The sequence below is a fragment of the Actinokineospora sp. HUAS TT18 genome, from assembly GCF_051364635.1.
GTDB lineage: Bacteria > Actinomycetota > Actinomycetes > Mycobacteriales > Pseudonocardiaceae > Actinokineospora.
Genome location: NZ_CP195645.1, coordinates 2,207,833 through 2,226,078 on the forward strand (window position 1 = coordinate 2,207,833; position 18,246 = coordinate 2,226,078).

The 18,246-nt window shown below is 65.9% G+C and carries 11 protein-coding genes and 2 pseudogenes; 7 read left to right on the plus strand and 6 right to left on the minus strand.

What is annotated here, in order from left to right:
• Positions 1-179 precede the first annotated feature (179 nt).
• On the plus strand, positions 180-2,525 hold the full coding sequence (locus ACSHT8_RS09775; protein WP_436499853.1) for a family 20 glycosylhydrolase: 2,346 nt from the start codon (positions 180-182) through the stop codon (positions 2,523-2,525).
• A gap of 38 nt (positions 2,526-2,563) precedes the next feature.
• The gene (locus ACSHT8_RS09780; protein ID WP_436499855.1) at positions 2,564-4,921 is read left to right on the plus strand and encodes a family 20 glycosylhydrolase; all 2,358 of its coding nucleotides are present in this window, start codon (positions 2,564-2,566) and stop codon (positions 4,919-4,921) included.
• Positions 4,922-4,956: 35 nt separating this feature from the next.
• Here ACSHT8_RS09780 and ACSHT8_RS09785 read toward each other — a convergent pair whose 3' ends face one another.
• Complete coding sequence (locus ACSHT8_RS09785; RefSeq protein ID WP_436499857.1) at positions 4,957-5,751, minus strand: FadR/GntR family transcriptional regulator; 795 nt, start codon at positions 5,749-5,751, stop codon at positions 4,957-4,959.
• A gap of 130 nt (positions 5,752-5,881) precedes the next feature.
• Between ACSHT8_RS09785 and ACSHT8_RS09790 the strand changes: the two genes are divergently transcribed.
• From ACSHT8_RS09790 to ACSHT8_RS09800, 3 genes are all read left to right on the plus strand, one after another.
• Positions 5,882-7,051, plus strand: coding sequence for an ROK family protein (locus tag ACSHT8_RS09790; protein ID WP_436499859.1), 1,170 nt, complete (start codon positions 5,882-5,884; stop codon positions 7,049-7,051).
• A 395-nt stretch (positions 7,052-7,446) separates the two neighbouring features.
• Positions 7,447-8,430, plus strand: a complete 984-nt coding sequence (locus ACSHT8_RS09795; RefSeq protein ID WP_436499861.1) for an SMP-30/gluconolactonase/LRE family protein — start codon at positions 7,447-7,449, stop codon at positions 8,428-8,430.
• Between the two features lie 299 nt (positions 8,431-8,729).
• Complete coding sequence (locus ACSHT8_RS09800; RefSeq protein ID WP_436499863.1) at positions 8,730-10,745, plus strand: hypothetical protein; 2,016 nt, start codon at positions 8,730-8,732, stop codon at positions 10,743-10,745.
• A 39-nt stretch (positions 10,746-10,784) separates the two neighbouring features.
• Here the strand turns inward: ACSHT8_RS09800 and ACSHT8_RS09805 are convergent.
• Positions 10,785-11,600, minus strand: a pseudogene (locus ACSHT8_RS09805) (IS5 family transposase).
• A 504-nt stretch (positions 11,601-12,104) separates the two neighbouring features.
• Positions 12,105-12,824 carry a lysoplasmalogenase family protein gene (locus tag ACSHT8_RS09810; RefSeq protein ID WP_436499865.1) on the minus strand — a complete coding sequence of 240 codons (720 nt, stop codon included), beginning with the start codon at positions 12,822-12,824 and terminating at the stop codon, positions 12,105-12,107.
• 876 nt (positions 12,825-13,700) lie between these two features.
• Between ACSHT8_RS09810 and ACSHT8_RS09815 the strand changes: the two genes are divergently transcribed.
• Positions 13,701-14,474 carry a class I SAM-dependent methyltransferase gene (locus tag ACSHT8_RS09815; protein WP_436499867.1) on the plus strand — a complete coding sequence of 258 codons (774 nt, stop codon included), beginning with the start codon at positions 13,701-13,703 and terminating at the stop codon, positions 14,472-14,474.
• 1,267 nt (positions 14,475-15,741) lie between these two features.
• Here the strand turns inward: ACSHT8_RS09815 and ACSHT8_RS09820 are convergent.
• Together ACSHT8_RS09820 and ACSHT8_RS09825 are read right to left on the minus strand one after the other, a co-directional pair.
• Entirely contained in the window at positions 15,742-15,906 is a 165-nt protein-coding gene (locus ACSHT8_RS09820; RefSeq protein ID WP_436499869.1) for a hypothetical protein, read from the minus strand.
• Between the two features lie 873 nt (positions 15,907-16,779).
• A pseudogene (locus tag ACSHT8_RS09825) lies at positions 16,780-17,558 on the minus strand (transposase family protein).
• Positions 17,559-17,697: 139 nt separating this feature from the next.
• Between ACSHT8_RS09825 and ACSHT8_RS09830 the strand changes: the two are divergent.
• A complete protein-coding gene (locus ACSHT8_RS09830; protein WP_436499871.1) occupies positions 17,698-17,835 on the plus strand; it encodes a hypothetical protein in 138 nt (45 codons plus the stop codon).
• A 39-nt stretch (positions 17,836-17,874) separates the two neighbouring features.
• Here ACSHT8_RS09830 and ACSHT8_RS09835 read toward each other — a convergent pair whose 3' ends face one another.
• Entirely contained in the window at positions 17,875-18,237 is a 363-nt protein-coding gene (locus ACSHT8_RS09835) for a transposase family protein (protein WP_436502026.1), read from the minus strand.
• Positions 18,238-18,246 lie beyond the last annotated feature (9 nt).

Below are 18,246 nucleotides of genomic sequence, written 5' to 3' on the forward strand. Positions count from 1 at the left end.
TTGGGGCAGCGTAGGCCCGGCGCCCGTCACGGTCAAGGTCGAACCAGCGCGGGCGGTACCCTTTGGTTACCGATTGAACAAAGCATCTTGACACTGGGTCCGACACCGGCTGAACTGCAAGTGGTTTAGACCACTTATCGCTCATGTCCGGTATCCGCCCCACTTCAGACGAGGTGCACATGAGGCCCCTGCGACTGCTCGTACTCGGCGCCGTGACCGCCGGGTTGGCCGCCACCATCACGGTGGCGTCCAACCCCGCGTTCGCGCAGACGACCCCGAACCCCCGCCCCCAAACGATCCCGGCCCTGCAGGAGTGGACCGGCGGCACCGGCTCGTACGCGTTCAGCTCGTCGGCCAGGATCGTCCGCGCCACCGCGAACGCCACCGCGCTGGCCACCACCAGCCAGGTCTTCGCCGACGACCTGCACGCCCTGACCGGCACCCTGCTCCCCCAGGTCACCGGCACCACCGCCGACCTGCGCGCCGGTGACATCCACCTGGCGCTGGGCTCCAGCGACACCCGTCTCGGCACCGAGGGCTACGCGCTCTCGGTCACCGACAAGATCACCATCACCGCACGCGACGACAAGGGCGCCTTCTACGGCACCCGCACCATCCTCCAACTGCTCAAGCAGAACAACTCCATCCCCCAGGGCACCGCGCGCGACTGGGCACTCAAACCCGAACGCGGACTCATGGTCGACAACGGGCGCAAGTACTTCACCGTGCAGTGGCTCAAGGACCACGTGAAGGAACTCGCCTACCTCAAGATGAACTACTTCCACCTGCACCTGTCCGACAACAGGGGCTTCCGGATCGAGAGCAGCTCGCACCCGGAGGTCGTGTCGGCCGACCACCTGACCAAGCAGGAGGTCAGGGACATCATCGCGCTGGCGGCGCGGTACAAGATCACCGTCGTCCCGGAGATCGACGCGCCCGGCCACATGGAGCCGATCCTGGACGCCCACCCCGATCTGCGAGTGGTCGACAAGAACGGGGTGCCCCAGGAGCGGTACATGGACGTGAGCAAGCCCGCGGCCTACGACCTCATGCGGGACCTCTACGCGGAGTACCTGCCGCTGTTCCCCGCCCCGTACTTCCACATCGGCGCCGACGAGTACCACATCGGCGACTACAGCGACTATCCCCAGCTCCAGACCTACGCCAGGGCCAAGTACGGCGCCAACGCCAACGGCAAGGACGCCTACCTCGGCTTCATCAACTGGGCCAACGACATCATCCGGGCCGCGGGCAAGACCACCCGCGCCTGGAGCGACGGCGTCGGCGGAGGCGCCGCCGTCACCGTCAACCCCAACATCATCCTCGAGTACTGGTACAACATGGGGAAGGCTCCGCAGGATCACATCAACGCGGGACACACGGTGTCCAATGAGAGCTGGGACCCGACGTACTACGTCCTCTACCCGGGCGGACCGAGTGGGCCGAGGGCGGACTGGGGCTACGACACCTGGACTCCCGACCTGTTCCAAGGCAACAGGACCATCAACGACCCGTCGAAGAACCTCGGCTCGAAGATCCACGTCTGGTGCGACAACCCGGACGTCGTCACCGAGGAGCGAATCGCGTCCGACATCAGGAACGGGCTGCGGATGCTGGCCCAGCAGACTTGGGGCTCACCCAAGCTCGTCACGCCCTACACGAGCTTCGCCACGGTGATCAACACCATCGGCCGCAACCCGGCGTGGCCCGCGAGCGCGCGGGCAAACCTCGCCGCGGGCAAGCCGGTGACGGTGTCCAGCACCGAGACCAGCAGCTTCCCCGGCACCAACGCCGTGGACGGCAACTACTCCACCCGCTGGTCCAGCGCGCACACCGACAACGAATGGCTGACCGTCGACCTGGGCGTGTCCCGCCCGGTCAGCCGGGTCAAGCTGCACTGGGAAGCCGCCTACGGCAAGGGCTACCAGGTCCAGGTCTCCAACGACAACACCAACTGGACGACCATCTACACCACGACCACCGGAGACGGCGGCGTCGACGACCTGACCGGGCTGTCGGGTTCCGGTCGCTACGTCCGCATGCGGGGAACGGCGCGCGCTACCGTGCACGGCTTCTCGCTGTTCGAGATCGAGGTCTACGTCGGGTCACCGGTCATGTCCGGCTCGACGTACCAGATCAACGCGCTGGGCAAATCCATGGACGTGCCGCTGTCCACGGCGGCGGGCACCCAGCTGACCCTGTACAGCTCGCACACCGGGTCGCACCAGAAGTTCGCCGTCACCGCGGGTTCCGATGGCGCGTACACGGTCAAGAGCGTCTACAGCGGACTGTGTCTGGACGTGAGCGGCTCGTCGAAGGACCCCGGCGCGCCCATCATCCAGTGGACGTGCACCGGCAGCGCCAACCAGAAGTGGACGCTCGTCCCGACCAACACCGGCCACTCGATCGTGTCCAAGTCCAGCGGCCTCGCGATCACCCCGGCGTCGTCGGCGAACGGCGCCAAGCTCACCCAGCAGACCAACGCGGGTACGGCGTCGCAGAGCTGGACGTTCGTGAAGGTCTAGGAACCCAAGCTGCCTGTCCCCCTGGCTGAGGAACAAAGATGAAGCACTTGCGCTCCCTGCTCGCGGTGCTAGTCGGATTGACCGCCACCCTCTCGGTGGCGGTCACCCCGGCAAGCGCCCAGACCACCCCCAACCCCAAGCCACAGACAATCCCCGCGCTGCAACAGTGGACCGGCGGCACCGGGTCGTTCACCTACTCCGCCACCACCCGGATCGTCCGCTCGACCACCCACGCGACCACGCTCGCCTCGACCAGCCAGGTCTTCGCCGACGACATCAAGGCGCTCACCGGCAAGGCACCCGCGCAGGCCACAGGCACCACCGCCGACCTCGCCGCGGGCGACATCCACCTGACGCTGGGCTCGACCGACACCGCGCTCGGCGCCGAGGGCTACGCGCTCTCGGTCACCGACAAGATCACCATCACCGCACGCGACGACAAGGGCGCCTTCTACGGCACCCGCACCATCCTCCAACTGCTCAAGCAGAACAACTCCATCCCGCAGGGCACCGCGCGCGACTGGGCACTCAAACCCGAACGCGGCCTGATGGTGGACGTCGGGCGCAAGTACTTCACACCGCAGTGGCTCAAGGACCACGTGAAAGAACTCGCCTACCTCAAGATGAACTACTTCCACCTGCACCTGACCGACAACCAGGGCTTCCGGATCGAGAGCACCTCACACCCCGAGGTCGTGTCCTACGAGCACCTCACCAAGCAGGAGATCACGGAGATCATCGCCCTCGCGGCGAAGTACAAGATCACCGTGGTGCCGGAGATCGACGCCCCCGGCCACCTGCGCCAGGTCCTCAACGTCCACCCCGAACTGCGGCTGGTCGACAACGCCGGTGCGCAGCAGTGGGAGTCCATCGACCTGAGCAACCCTGGCGCCTACACGCTGCTCAAGGACCTCTACGACGAGTACCTCGCCCTGTTCCCCGGCCCGTATTTCCACATCGGGGCCGATGAGTACCACGTCAGCGACTACAGCAAGTACCCACAGCTGGTCCAGTACGCCAAGGACAACTACGGCGCCAACGCCGTCGGCAAGGACATCTACCTCGGCTTCGTCAACTGGGCCAACGACATCGTCCGCGCCGCGGGCAAGACCACCCGCGCCTGGAACGACGGCATCGGCGGCGGTTCCGCGGTGACCGTCAATCCCAACATCATCCTCGAGTTCTGGTGGAACGCGGGCAAGTCGCCGCAGGCCCACATCGACGCGGGACACCGGGTCTCCAATGAGAGCTGGAACCCGACCTACTACGTGATGGGCACCGGCGGACCCAGCGGCCCGTCGGCGTCGTCGGGCTACGACACCTGGGACGTCGATGTCTTCCAGGGCAACCAGACCATCGCCGACGCCTCGGACGCCAAGAACCTCGGCTCGAAGATCCACGTCTGGGCCGACCGTGACATCGCCACGCAGGAACGTGTCGCCGACGACATCAAGAACGGCCTGCGCATGCTGGCCCAGAAGACGTGGGGCTCCCCCAAGCTCGTCTCGCCGTACTCGGCGTTCACCACCCTGATCAACACCATCGGCAACAATCCAGGGTGGCCCACGAACGGTCAGGCGGGCAACGTGGCCGCGGGCAGGCCGGTGACCGTCACCAGCACCGAGGTCCCCGGCCTCGGTGGCGCCAACGCCGTGGACGGCACCTACGCCACCCGCTGGTCCAGCGGCTACAGCGACAACCAGTCGATCACCGTCGACCTCGGGTTCCCGCGCCCGGTCAGCCGGGTCAAGCTGAACTGGGAGACCGCCTACGGCAAGGGCTACCGGGTCCAGATCTCCAACGACAAGACCAACTGGACCACGATCTACACCACCACCACCGGCGACGGCGGAATCGACGACCTGACCGGCCTGACCGGCCGTGGCCGCTACGTCCGTGTGCAGGGCACCGCCCGCGCCACCAGCTACGGCTACTCGCTCTACGAGTTCGAGGTGTACGCACCGGTCATCGAATCCGGCGCCACCTACCAGCTCAAGACCAATGGCCTCGCCCTCGACGTACCCGGCTCGTCCACCACCGACGGAACCCAGCTCATCACCTGGACCCCCACCACCGGCGCGAACCAGAAGTTCGTCGTCACCGCCAACTCCGACGGCTCGACCTATGTGCTGAAGAGCGTCAGCAGCGGCCTGTGCGTCACGATCTCGTCCACCTCGAACAACGGCGGGCAGCCGGTCACCCAGTCCGCGTGCACGGCGGGCAACAACCAGCAGCGGTGGTCGCTCTGGCAGACCGCCGACAACGGCTACTCGCTGGTGGCGATCACCGCCAGCGCCCAGGCGGTGGCGGTGAGCTCGGCGACCAGCGGCGCCAAGGTCATCACGTCGGGCCTGCAGCCGACGTCACTTCAGTCGTGGACCTTGACGAAGGTCTAGCGGCGCGACCGACCAACGATGGTGCCGGACCCTGGTCAGCCGCCGTCGGGCTGGAAGACCAGCTTGCCGATCTCCTCCTGGAAGGCGCGGCGAGACCGATCGACGTGCGCGACCGCGGCGGCGCCCGCCGCCGCGGCGTCACCGCGGCGGACCGCGGCGAAGATGGCGGTGTGCTCCTCCAGCGCCAGTTCGACGGGACCGCCCGCATAGCCGCCGAACGCGATCGCGACGACGTCGCGCTGCAGCGCGATCACCGAAGCCGCCGCTTCCACGAGGAACGGATTGTGTGACGCCCGGTTCACCGAGGAGTGGAACTCGATGTCGCACCGGGCGAGCTCGGCGGGGTCACGGGTCGGGACCTGGACGGCGTACTCCGCGAGCGCCGTCTCGATCTTCACCAGTTCCGCGGGCGTCGCGCGGGCGGCGGCGAACTCGGCGGCGGCCTTCTCCTGCACGGCACGGAACTCGAACAGCGAGATGATGTCCTCGACCTTGGTCGGGGCGAAATGGCCGCGCAGCTTGGGCGAGAGCACCGAGGGCTCGGCGACGAAGATGCCCCGGCCGCGCTCGGTGCTGATCCGCCCGACCGCGGCGAGGGTCTTCACCGCGTCCCGGGCGATGCCGCGGCTGATGCCCAGGAGCGCGGCGAACTCCGCTTCGGTCGGCAGCCGGTCACCGGGCCGCAGCGCGTTCCGCTCGATGTGGTCGATGATCCGCTCGGCGGCCTTGGAGTACCCGGGTCGATACTCCGCGGCTTCGCCTTGTCCAGGGCGCCCGGCCACCACATCGCCCCGTTCCTTCGTCGCCGGATCACCGCTCTTCCGCCTCACGCGGATCAGTATGGCTCATTTGACAGATTGACATTGTCAAGACCGCGAGGTGCGCCCGCTCCACCCCCTGACGCGACGGAACTCTGTTCACGCGCTCAAACGTACGAATGAGGTATGGCATTGTCAGGGGATGGCACTCACTTCGCCGTCCGGCCGCGCCGCCACCCCCGCCCGACAGCAGTCGATCCGGGAGGCGAACCTGGCTCTGGTGTTCCAGCACATCGTCGACGCGCCGACCCCGGTGTCGCGAGCGGGGATCTCGGCGGCGACAGGCATCACCCGGGCGACCGCCTCCGCGCTCGTCGACGCGCTGATCAACGCCGGGCTGGTCGACGAGGTCGGCCCGTCGCCGCGGGCGCACACCGGCAGGCACGGCATCGGCGTCATCCCGGCCGCGGCAGGCCCCATGGGGCTGGGCATGGAGGTCGACGTCGACTATCTGTCGGTGTGCGTGGTCGACCTGGCGGGCGCCATCCGGGCGAAGGCCGAACTCCGCCTCGACGTGCGCGGCCGCGCCCCGGCGTCGGTGCTGTCCGAACTGGCCGGGCTGGCCCACCGGGTCATGGCGGGCCTGCCCGGCATCGAGGTCGCCGGGACCGCCGTCGCCATCCCCGGCCTCGTCGAGCGCGGCGACGGGACGGTGCTCCGCGCCCCGAGCCTCGGCTGGCAGGGCACCGCGGTCGGCACGCTGCTCGCCGCCGAACTGCCGCGCGCCGTGCTGCCGCCCACGGTCGGCAACAACGCCGATTTCGCCGCGCTCGCCGAACTGCACGTCGACGCCGACCGCGTGCTCAGCGACTTCCTCTTCGTCTCGGGCGGGCCTGGGGTCGGCGGGGGCATCGTGGTGAACCGCGGTCTGTTCCCCGGCGCGCGGGGCTGGGCGGGCGAGATCGGCCACTGCACGGTCGAGGTAGGCGGCGAGCGCTGCCACTGCGGCGCGCGCGGCTGCCTGGAGACCGTGGCGGGCACCGAGGCACTGGAGCGCGGCGACCTGGAGCGGGCGGCCGCCGGACTCGGCATCGCCGTCTCCGCGGCGGTGAACCTGCTCGACGTCCCGGTGGTGGTCCTGGGCGGCGCCTACACGGCCCTGGCCGAGGCCGACAAGCTGGCCGCCCTGGTGCAGCGCACGGTCGCCGAGCATGTGGTGTCGGCGAGCTGGAAGCCGGTGCAGGTCCGGGTCTCCCAGCTCGGTGGGATCGCCGCGGCACTCGGGGCGGCCGCGTCGGTGATCCACCGTGTCCACGAGGACCCGGCGGGCTGGCGGACCAGTCACCGTGCCGCGTTCACCACTTCGGCGTAATACCGCTGATACGGCCAGCAGAGTCAACTCGCGACGAGCACGGACGTGAACCGACCCCGCGGCCCGACCTTGTCCACTTCCTGTGCTGCGACGCCACTGCGCACGCCACGACCGCGCACCTCGTCGGAGTGAAACGCGGCGGTCGTCGCCAAACGGACGACGACCCATCAGACCGACAGCCAGCTGCGGACTGCTGCTGCGGACCCATCGGCCAGTGGTTGATGTCGTCATCGCACAGCGACCACGGGTACGACCTCGAAATCGAAATGCGGCTCGACGAGTGCATCGACGTGGTGTTCGTTCGACGACGAGATCGTGATCCGATCCGCACGCAACGTGCGTATCCAGGGCGTCCCGACAGGGCAACATAGATGTGTACATAGGAGCAGTACTTCATGCAAGCCAAGAACCTTGCTGTAGCGGCGCTATGCGTCGTCGGCCTCGCCGTCAGCGCGACGTCGGCCGAGGCGAGCGAGAGGCGACCGACGGTGACGAAGGTGCACCAGTACGACGCGGCCGACGCGCAGTTCCCCGAAGGACTCGCGATCGATGACCGCGGGATGATCTACACGAGCCTGGTGTTCGGCGTGTTGCACCGGATTGCTCCGGACGGGTCATCCGAGGTCGTAGCTGAGCTCGACGTCAACGGCGGTTACCTGCTCGGGCTGACGATCCCAAGCACTGGCACGATCCTGGCCGCGGTCATGTCGCCTGACCCGGCGGTGAGTGGTGTCTGGCGCTTCTCCGAGGCCGATGGCACCAAGACCCGCATCGCCGGACTGCCCGCGTACCCCGCAGCCTTTCCGAACGGCATCACGACCGACCAGGCCGGAAACATCTACGTCGGAGATTCGCAAGGAGGCATCATCTGGCGTGTCGCCCCAAATGGTGGCGTCGCTGAGCAGTGGGCTAGCGGCCCGCTGCTGGAAGGCGATCCCAACGGCGGGATCGAGGGTGCCGTGTACGGCGCCAACGGTCCAGTGGTCCGACAGGGGGCGATGTACGTCGCCAACACGGAGCAGGGGTCGATCGTCCGCATCCCGATCAACAGGAACGGATCTGCAGGCACCCAGTCGGTCTACGCCCAGCACCAAGAGCTGCTCGGCGCCGACGGAGTGGCATTCGACCAGCACGGCAGCGCTTACGTGACGACCAGCGTCATGAACAACTCCATCGTCCGTGTGCTCGCGGGAACCGGTCAGGTAGACGTCGTCGTCGACGAAGCGGACGGCCTCAACTACCCGGCCAGTCTGAGTTTCGGTGAAGGCCCGCTTCCCGAAGACACGCTGTACCTCGCCAACACGGGAACGACACCAGGACTTACCAGTCCCCCGGCCGTGCTCGCCGTCGACATCAACGTCCCCGGCATTCCCGACTGACAGAACACAGCTCGTCGTGTGCCATGCCGCGTGGTCCTACACGCGGCATGGCACTGCGAGATCCAGGGATTCTGCTGCACCGATGGCGGAAGTGGACTCCGAGTCCGCATAAGCCAGTCGAGAATCATCGGCCTGGCTGGCGTGACCATCTACGCCTGCTCACCGCAGGAAGCGACAGACAGCAACTCGGTCCACGGTCGTGAGGTGCTGGCGAGGATGCCGGAGCCCTGGTTCCATCCAGCCGCCAGCGACGTCTCGTATCCCGACACCTCAATTCAAACTTTGTGAAAGGAAAGATCTTGGCGAGCCTGCTGCGAAGATTTGTGTTGTTCTCCCTCTCAGTGGCGTTGATGAGTATCTCGCTGGTACTGACCACGACACCTGCGAGTGCCACGTCGGGCGTGGGCGACACGTCCTCCCCGGCGGTAGTGCCGGCGGCGAATATCGAGTCAGTCTGCGACACCCCCTACCCGCATTGGTACACAGTAGGGGAAGGTGACAAGTGGGCCGGGATCGGGTTCGCCAACTGCAACCCTCCCAACGGCAAGACAGCCAGGGCGTGGGTTGATCGAATGGGCGTGGGCCTGTATTCCCTCTGCGTTCCGCCCGGCGGCCAGAGTGGCTACGTCGGGTTCACTCGAGTCCTCTCCGCCAATCCGTGGCCGCCTGCGCCGGGCTCGGAACCGTGGCTCACCGGCGAGGTGGTCAACCGAAACTTCTCCCTCTACACGAGCTGCCCGGGTGGCAGCGGAAACCCGGTTCCACCTCCGCCTGATGTCTGCCCGGAATGCATTTCCGTCGACGTTCCCTGGGTGGACATCAACGGAGAAGTGCGTACCGAGGTCAACGCCGGTGAAGCCCGCCGATCTCTGCCGAATGCGCACTACGCGCTGATGTACGTCGACGACGCCGGTACGCAGCATCCCGTTCTCGATGATGTCGACGCCCACGGCAACCCAGCGGGCTCGCCAGTCACAGGATTCCTCGATGATCGCGGTGGATACGCCATCAGAGTCCCCTATCCGCAGCCGCGGACACTGGGGAATGGAAGTCACTTCGATGGGTGCATGACCACCGACGTCCCCTTCATGCAGTCCCTCGCGTGCGCAGACGACGCGCTGGTGCTCGTTGTTTCGGCGTACGACGAGCCGGGCGACGTCGTAGTGCAAGACTTCCACACCGGACTAATTGAAATCGCCGCGACTGTCCCGCTGGGGCTTTATTTCCAGCGACTACCGGACGCCGAGGCATTTCTGTCCACCAATCCGGCGGCTTACGCCTACGGCGCGGGGTACACGATGCGCGAAAGATGGCCCGCCGACCGATTGACACCGGTGACGTACCGACTTCACGACCTCATCGGGAGTGGCTACCTCCCGACCACCCGCTACATCGATCTTAGTCGTGGGGAGGCCGACGGGCCTGCCCCGGAGCACGAGGTGGCGCATCTGCTCGCTGATCGGCTCTACGGCAACGGATTTCCCTGGCTCGAATGTCTCAACCACACCTTTGGGATGCCGTCTGACCCTCATTGCGCATTCCAGGAAGGCTTCGCCGAGTTCGTCGGCCAGGTCGCGGAGAACGCCTACACGCATTCATCCGTGTCCCACCTTTGGGATCTCGAATCCTGCCAAGCGGTCGACGATCACGGCACGCCGTTCCTGGACTGCCCGGATGGACCGACCGTCGAGGGCCGCGTGGCTGCTGCGTTGTGGGATTTGTGGGACGACTCCCAGGACGTTCGAAGCGGCTTTGTCGATGACGTAACGACCGATCTGAACACCCTCGTGGCCGCGATCGACCAGACTGAACCAACGACAATTGACGAATTTATCGCTCGATGGGAGCCACTACGCGGTCCCGATCGGCAGATCATGTTCATGAACACGCTGTCGTACCACGACCGAATTGCGGACGCCGGCACTGAAGGCGCTATGCCTATCAACGGCGACTGGGGTGTGAAGGAATGCCCGTCGTGCGTGGGCGGCTCGTACCTGATGTCGGAGGCGCAATTCGAGGGCACCATGACATGGACCACCGCCGGAGTGCTTGCCGCGGCGACGTATGACGTGTGGGTGCGGCTTCCCCCGGGAGAAGCGTCGATGGAACGTTTCGCCAGCTATGTCATCGAAACCACCGCAGGACAGGAGGTGGTGACTGTCGATCAGGCCGCGGCTCAGGATGGTTGGGTGAACCTCAACACCAACGGATTCAAGCTGCCCGCGTCCGATGAGATCGTGGTGCTCCTGACCAATGTCCGCGGTGTCACTGGGTCGCTTTCCGCCGACGCACTTCTGGTCGCACCTCACCTGTGAGCCTGCCTGGTGGACATCACGCCTAAGGGGCTCGTAACACTATGAGTGGGTCTTGAGTGGGCGCCAGGCGATGATGCTGCATCCGATGGTGAGGAATGCTTCGTGGATGTCGTCGCGGACTTCCCATCGGATGCGGAGTCGTCGGAACCAGTGCAGCAGGGCGAACGCGCCTTCGACGACCCAGCGATGCGCACCGAGTCCGGAGCCGTGTTCGACACCGCGACGGGCGAAGACCGGAGTGATCCCTTTGGCGCGAACCAGGGCCCGGTATTTGTCGTGGTCATATGCGCGGTCGGCGTAGATCCGCTCTGGTCGTTGTCGGGGTCGTCCGCGCCGGCCGCGCACCGGTGCCACGGCGTCGATCAGCGGCATCAGCTGGGTTGACGTCGTTGCGGTTGCCGCCGGTCAAGATGGCCGCCAACGGGATACCGGTACCGTCGGTGATCAAATGGTGCTTGGAGCCGGTCCGAGCCCGACCGACCGGGCTCGGACCGGTTTTCGCGCCCCCTTTAGCGCCCGAACATGACAACCGTCGACCGCCGCGCGTGACCAATCCAGCAGACCGGCGGTGTGCAACTCGGCCAGCAGCACTTCGTGCAACCGCTGCCACACGTCGGCTTCGTGCCAGTCCCGCAACCGACGCCAGCAGGTCATGCCCGACCCCTATCCCATTTCCTGCGGCAGGAACTCCCACCGAATCCCGGTATAGAGCACGAACAAGATCCCGCACAACGCCTTACGGTCGTCCAACCGCTTCCGACCCGGATGCCGAAACCGCCGCTCCACCTGCGGCAACAGCGGCTCAATCCGCTCCCACAAGCCGTCATCGACCTCCCACGGCCGCCGGTGCGCCACCCGAGCCGCCCTCCAGAAGACCAACGATGCGACAAGATCAAACCACACCCAAGATCATTCTGTTACGAACAGTAAGTCCAGACGCGGGCGACCAACGCAAATCTGTCGGCATCGGAGTTGGTGGCAAACCCCGATGCCGACATGCGATACGCACACGAACATCAGCGCACTTCAGCGCCTTGATCCCGTCTGGATCAGTCGCACTCCACGCACGAATCCGAGAATGCTCGGCACACTTCGATCGACTCGCAGGTCAGTTCGAAGTCTGGCCGCCCTGTAAGGCTCGGCGCCCCACAGACGGCTCCACTCCCCCGCAAGCTTCTCCCTTCCGGCGGACCCGACTCGCGCCATGTACCAGATCGATCGACCGAGGACCTCACACAGGAAACACGAACCAATCACCGTGCGCGACGCCGGAGCCGAAGCCTGCGTTCACCGCCATGCGCACGCCTCAGAGACCTCTTCCTCCAGATCCTCATCGGTCTGCTCTTGGCCCCAATACCGCTACGATCGGACCTCCGCTACACCGCGAACGCGCCGCGCGCCGGCACCAGTCACGACGCCACACACGATCAAGACTTGAGCCAGCAGGTAGGTAGCGGTCACGGCCTCAGCCGGAATCTCTTCGACACCCACAAGTCGACGAGCCGCGAGCAAACAATCCGACACGACGAACAGCAATCCACCGACCCCCGTGCCTATGCTGACGCGCCATGCCATGCCCCCCATGCCGCACAGCAGAACGGCATAGAGGGCGACCGCCTCACGCAGAGGTGAATCGAGTGCGAACCACAGCAAGGTGGACCCAGCAGCCCAGACAACAGCGGCAACGACCAACGCGCCGCGACGGGCAGGTAGGAACGCTCGGAAACACCACAGGTAGCCCGCCTGCGCGCCCGCGAACCACGCCATACCCAGCAACAGGTGGTCCGCGGCCCCCCACTGCAAAACCATGTCGCCCGCAAGGGCACATGCTTGCGCCGAGACAAGTGGCCAGGCCACGCGCCGGGGGAGATCGGTCAGATGGACGATCACATAGCACCCGAGCAGGAGCGTGATCAGCGCCTTGGTCACCGATTCGACGACGAACGCGTCTGCCCGTCCTGCCAACAGGTGGACGATTGCGTTGACCGCATAGGCAGCCAGGATCAGTGACGGCCCCGTCCTTGGACGGTACATAAAACTCGTGCGCGAGTCTCGCGTCTTCATCACGGTGCTACGCAAAGCCGGCCATCCTGGTTCCCGATCAGCCGCCCGGTGTTCGTCGGAGGCGTGAGCGCCGGTAAGGCCGACACGACGCCCACGCAGAAAGTGATACGGCGCTCGTGCGCCGTTCGGTTCCGGCGGCCCCGCAGCCTCGGCTCATTGGGGACGCCTGACGCCAGGGCTGCACGCCCATCCTGAACAGTCGACCTACGGCAAGACGCTGAGTCATTGCCAACGTCACCCGCAGGCGACCCCCACGGCCTCGCTGGTCACCTCCGTCGGAACACGGGCGGCCGGGTGCAGTCGACGATCGCGCCGAACATGCCATGCCCGGCGACGCTTGCGCACACTGGCCCTAGCGCTACGAGTCCAGGAACCTGCCCATGTCCAGCCGGTTGAAGATGCGCTTGAGCTAGAGACGTTCTCCGACCCAGAGTGATAGGCCATACGTAGGCGGGCAATCTTCGCCACCACCCCGACGGGTTGCGTTCGAGCTAACCCTGGGCCGCCGAGACCACTCACCCAGCCGTCGGCGCGCTCGGCCCAACAACGGGCGCGGCCACTGACAACCGGGGCCGACGGCTGACTCGCAGACATTGACAATGCGCGCTGCCAACCACGATGGCTGAGTGTCAACGATCGCCCCCAGTAGATTGACATTGCCTGTAAAGTTCTCAGGTGGATATCCAGTGTGGACTCAACGAAGTTCATGGCAACTAGATCTTGGTTGACGGCCCCTACTCCCACCGGCACCTCGGACACACCAGTCCCCGTGAGCTGAACGCCTTACTGACATTGCGTTGGGCTGGCGTATCGCTTGTGATCGTTCAGCGTGCACATGGGTGCGGAGTACGAGCTTCGCCGGGGCGAGAGAATGGAGGAACTTTGACTTCGGTGAAACGATTCTACGACGAACTGGCAGCGGACTACCATCTGATCTTCGCCGACTGGGACGCGAGTATCACCCGCCAGGGTGCAGCACTCGACACCATCATTCGAGCGCAGCTGGGGGATCAGTCCACACTGGTCCTCGACTGTGCCTGTGGGGTGGGAACGCAGGCGATCGGTTTGGCGATCCGTGGCTACGACGTGGTCGGCACAGACATCAGCGGCGTGGCGGCCGCGCGAGCTCGACGCGAGGCGAACCGACGTGGCGTCCGGATCGTCACATCAGCCGCGGACATGCGGCAGCTTCCGTTTCCGGGGGAAAAGTTCGATGTCGTCGTGTGTGCCGACAACTCAATTCCGCACTTGTTGACCGCGACCGATCAGCTGGCCGCATTCCGCGAGATGTATCGGGTACTTCGCCCAGGGGGACTATTGTTGGTAACTACCAGGGATTACGACGAGGTCCGCGCGAACCGACCACTGTCAACAGCACCCCAAGTGGCCCCGACTCCTGCCGGGGAGAGCATCACTTTTCAGCTCTGGACGTGGCACGACGATCAGGAACGATACGATTTGCGACACTTCCAGCTCATCCCGGGCGACGGCTGGCGCGTCGAGGAGCGACACACCACCTACTGGGCGTTGACACGTGGTCAGCTCACCGCCTTCGCAAAAGAAGCCGGATTCGTAGCCGTCGATTGGCAGTTCCCATCACAGACCGGCTATTACCAGCCTATTCAGGTGTCCAGAAAGCCAGCGGGAACCGGGTTGCATCATTGACCCGGAGGATCTCATCCGGCTGCAAATCCATCGCGTGGACACCGAGCTTGAGTTTCAACTCCTTCGATACGGGACGGCACCTCTGTTGATCACGTGCGCAGAACGTCGTCACGGAGATGACCGACTGGGCCTCGCGACCGCTGGACTCGGTGTGAGCCGCCGTGTTCACCGATAAGCCCCGCGACGGCCAGGTCTGCACAACCGGGGAGCGGCCGCACGTTCGCCACGACTCCGGAAGGCCCTCCCGGCCATCGACGGTGACCCGATCGCGGCAGGGCGGTCGACGAGACCCGCGTAATCCACTTGATCCGCAACACTGTTCCGGCTGGCCGGGCCGCCAGCACTGGGACGCAGTCAAACCCAACATCAACCCACCTCCCACAGCCCGCCCCCGATGCCGCCCTCGCCATGCGGACAGACTCGAGGAGACTGGGGTAATGGCCATTTGTCGCTGCTGGACAACAGGTGTCTGATCGGCGTGGCCGTGTCGGCCGGTGAGGGTGATGTCGCGCATAAGCGCGACGGCTCAGGTGGCGTGCTAGAACCCGTCGCCGGTGAGGCGGTAGCCGCGCGGGATCTTCCAGGTCCTCAACGTGGCCGAGGGCGAGTTCGACGCGGGCGCGGACGCATGTCGTGTTCGGTGTTGTCCTGTTCCATTACGGCTGCGGTTTGCCTTCGTGGGGCCTGGTGTGGGGGATGATCACCCCGGAACTGGCGAGGTAGCCGCTGTCGGGCGATGACATCGCGTGTCCCCGCACTGGGCGGCGACACCGGACTCGGCATCGGGCGCGGGAGTCGTGCCGGTTGCCCGGCAACGGCGTGCCCCCCACCACCACGACCCGGCGGGCGCAGGCATCGATGACGACCTGCATCCACCACCCAATCCTGCCGACTTCGACACCCGAACTGCGGCGCGACCTGCCGCGACTTCAGCGTGGTCCGGTGTACACCGGACCAGCACAACGACAATCCCACCACCGCGCTGCGCCCGGTTGCTCACCACCGCGACACGCCACCATCCGCACCGGCTTGCCGATCTGCGGCACCGGCAACCCGTGAACATCGTGATCAACGGTCACAGCATCCAGCCGTTCCGGGACGTCCTTTTGGGTCCAGAGTCGGAAGTTCGGCGCCAGATCCGGTGATCCGCGTTGTGTCTGGGCGTGCCGGACGGGAGGCCGCGGTACCAGGTTGCACTTGGGCTCTCAAGGTGCGGCCCGGCGCCGCGCGGGTACCGCAGGTGCGCCGAACTTCCGACACGGGACATCTAGTGTTGCCCCGGCAGTGTGAAGGGATCCGGAAGGTCGTCGCCGTGTGCAGCGAGGATGCCCCCGTTCCCGGTGAGCTGATCGGCCGAAGCAATCGAGCCGATACCGGACATCGCTGTGGCGATCGCCGCCAAGGCAATGAAACACCTGATGGTGTTGATCATCGCGTTGCTCCTTAAATTGCACGGTTGCGTTAACGGGGATACGGCGAGCGCGCGATAATCGGATCGTTCCCGCTGCCGCTCGTTGACGGGCAGGGTCTCTGCCACTTCCCGCGCCGCTCCGGCATCGGCCCACAAGGCGCGGGCCCCTACCCGGCGTGGTGGTCCAACGAGGTCATGGACATCTCAACGTCGGCTTCGACCACCGTAGGTGCCCACTTCCTGTGCAGGCAGGGCGAGCAGCGAGTCTGAACGCGGCGACCGACGCGAATTCCAGTGCTCCAACTATCAAGTACTTCACGCGTCGGGGCATAGGAACCACATCGCCCCAGTCCGCTTCGGCGGTCGCCGCCGCACTCAGCGCGTTCGAGCCCGATGATGACGGGACCTGCCATCGGGTCGCTCATCGCCAGTTCGGCGACTCCCCGCCCCATACACCGGTCGCGATCGGCCGCAGGACAGTCGTTGGACCGCTTGGTGAAGCTCTCCGACTCAGTTGCCCATGACCGCGCTTCCAGTGCTCCCGCAAAACCTTCAGCAACGTTCAACGTCCCGGTTCCGGCACCACAACGACCGGCACCTGGGACCTTCCGGCTCGATCTCCGCGAAAGCTCGCACTTGATCGACGAGTCGGCCGAGGTCCGACCCGTCAGCCACGCGCCTGCGCACGGGCGTCGCACTCACTCCACAATGACATGGAAAGACCTAGGACATGCCGCTGCTGCGAGTTCTGCCAGTGGTGCCGAAATCGGGACGATGTCTGCCTGATCATCTTGGTCGCGTCTTCAAGTCCGGTGTCAAAGGGAGTTTAGGGGCTGCCAAAGGATGTCTCGTAACTGATCTTGGAGCAGGTTCGCAATCGGGACCTGGTGCTCGTCAGCCGATGAGGATGATGTTGTGCAGGTTGGCGATGCCGGATGCGGTGTGGCGGAGGGTGTGGGCGGCGCGGCGGTAGTCGCGCAGGATCTTGAAGACCTTCATACGGGCCAGCGTGTGCTCGACGCGAGCTCGGACCTTGCGATGTCCGGCGTTGAGGTCTTCCTGCCAGTCGGCCAGTGGTTGGCCGTCGCGTCGCTTTCGGAAGGGCATGATCACGCCAGGGTTGCCCTGGTAGCCGCCATCGGCCATGACCGGGCGACCGGCGAGTGTGGCGGCGATGCCGGAGTCGCGGTAGGCGATGCAGTCGTTGCGGTTGCCCGGCAGGGGTCTCCGGTGGCGATCACCAAACGGGTGTCGGCGTCGATGGCGGCCTGCACGTTCGTGGAGTAGCGGTAGTTCTTCGACGGGGCGGCCAGGCGCCGATCCCGAGTGGGGACCAGGGTCCCGTCCACGATCGCGACCTGGTCGATGCGATGGCGCCGGACCGGGGCTAACGCCAGCAGCGGCCCGATCGTGTCGATCACTCGATGCGCCGCGGAGTGCGACACCCCGAACAACGGGCCGATCTGGCGCATCGTCAGGTTCGTCCGCCAATATGCCGCCACGAGCAGCACCCGATCCGGCAGGTCAAGCCGCCACTGCCGACCAGGCCGCCCGAGGGCGATGTCATCGCCGCCCCGCTCGGTCACGATCCGCACCAGCTTGCGGAACTGGCCCGGCTCCAGCCCGGTGAATGGGCTGATCCACTCCGACCGAGACGCTGAGATCACCTGCACCCGACCATGATCAACCACCGGCGCACGAGCCTGCTCACCGGGTTACGAGACACCCTTTACGACCTCGTGCATGGTTGGTTCGGGCAGACGGTCGTGGGTTGGGTGCGTCGGGTCACCGCGTTGTTGGTACGGCGCGGTCTTGGTGTTGGTGGTCGGAGAGCAGTCCGGCCACGGCTCGGACGGTGTGGTCGAAGGTTGCTCGGCGGACGAGGTGACGGGCCAGGGCTCGCCAGTTCTTCAGGTGGGCGATGCCGTGTTCGACGCGGATCCGTTGTGATGAGTGGGCTTTGCGTTGTGCTGCATGGTGTTTCTCGTACTAGGGTGGTGGGTTCTTGCGGAACTTGTGCGGCGGTGTCACCACCGCCCCGCGCGTCTCGAGCCCGAGGCCCTGGTAGCCGGCATCGGCGAGCACTTGGACACCGTGCGCCTCGGCGAGCAGCCCGGTCAGGCCGCTGTCGCGGGCTTGGGTGATGTCGGCGACCGACCCGGGCCGGGTGGCGCCGCAGAACAACACCCTGCCCTCCAGGTCGGTGACGACCATGGTCTTGATGGCGTTCTGCTTGCTCTTGCCAGACACGAACCGGTCCCGGTCGACCGTGTCCGCCGCCGGCCGCCGGACACGTACCTCGGTGGCGTCCACGAACGCGCCCCTGCCGCTGGCGCCGAGATGGTCGATCATCTCGGCTAG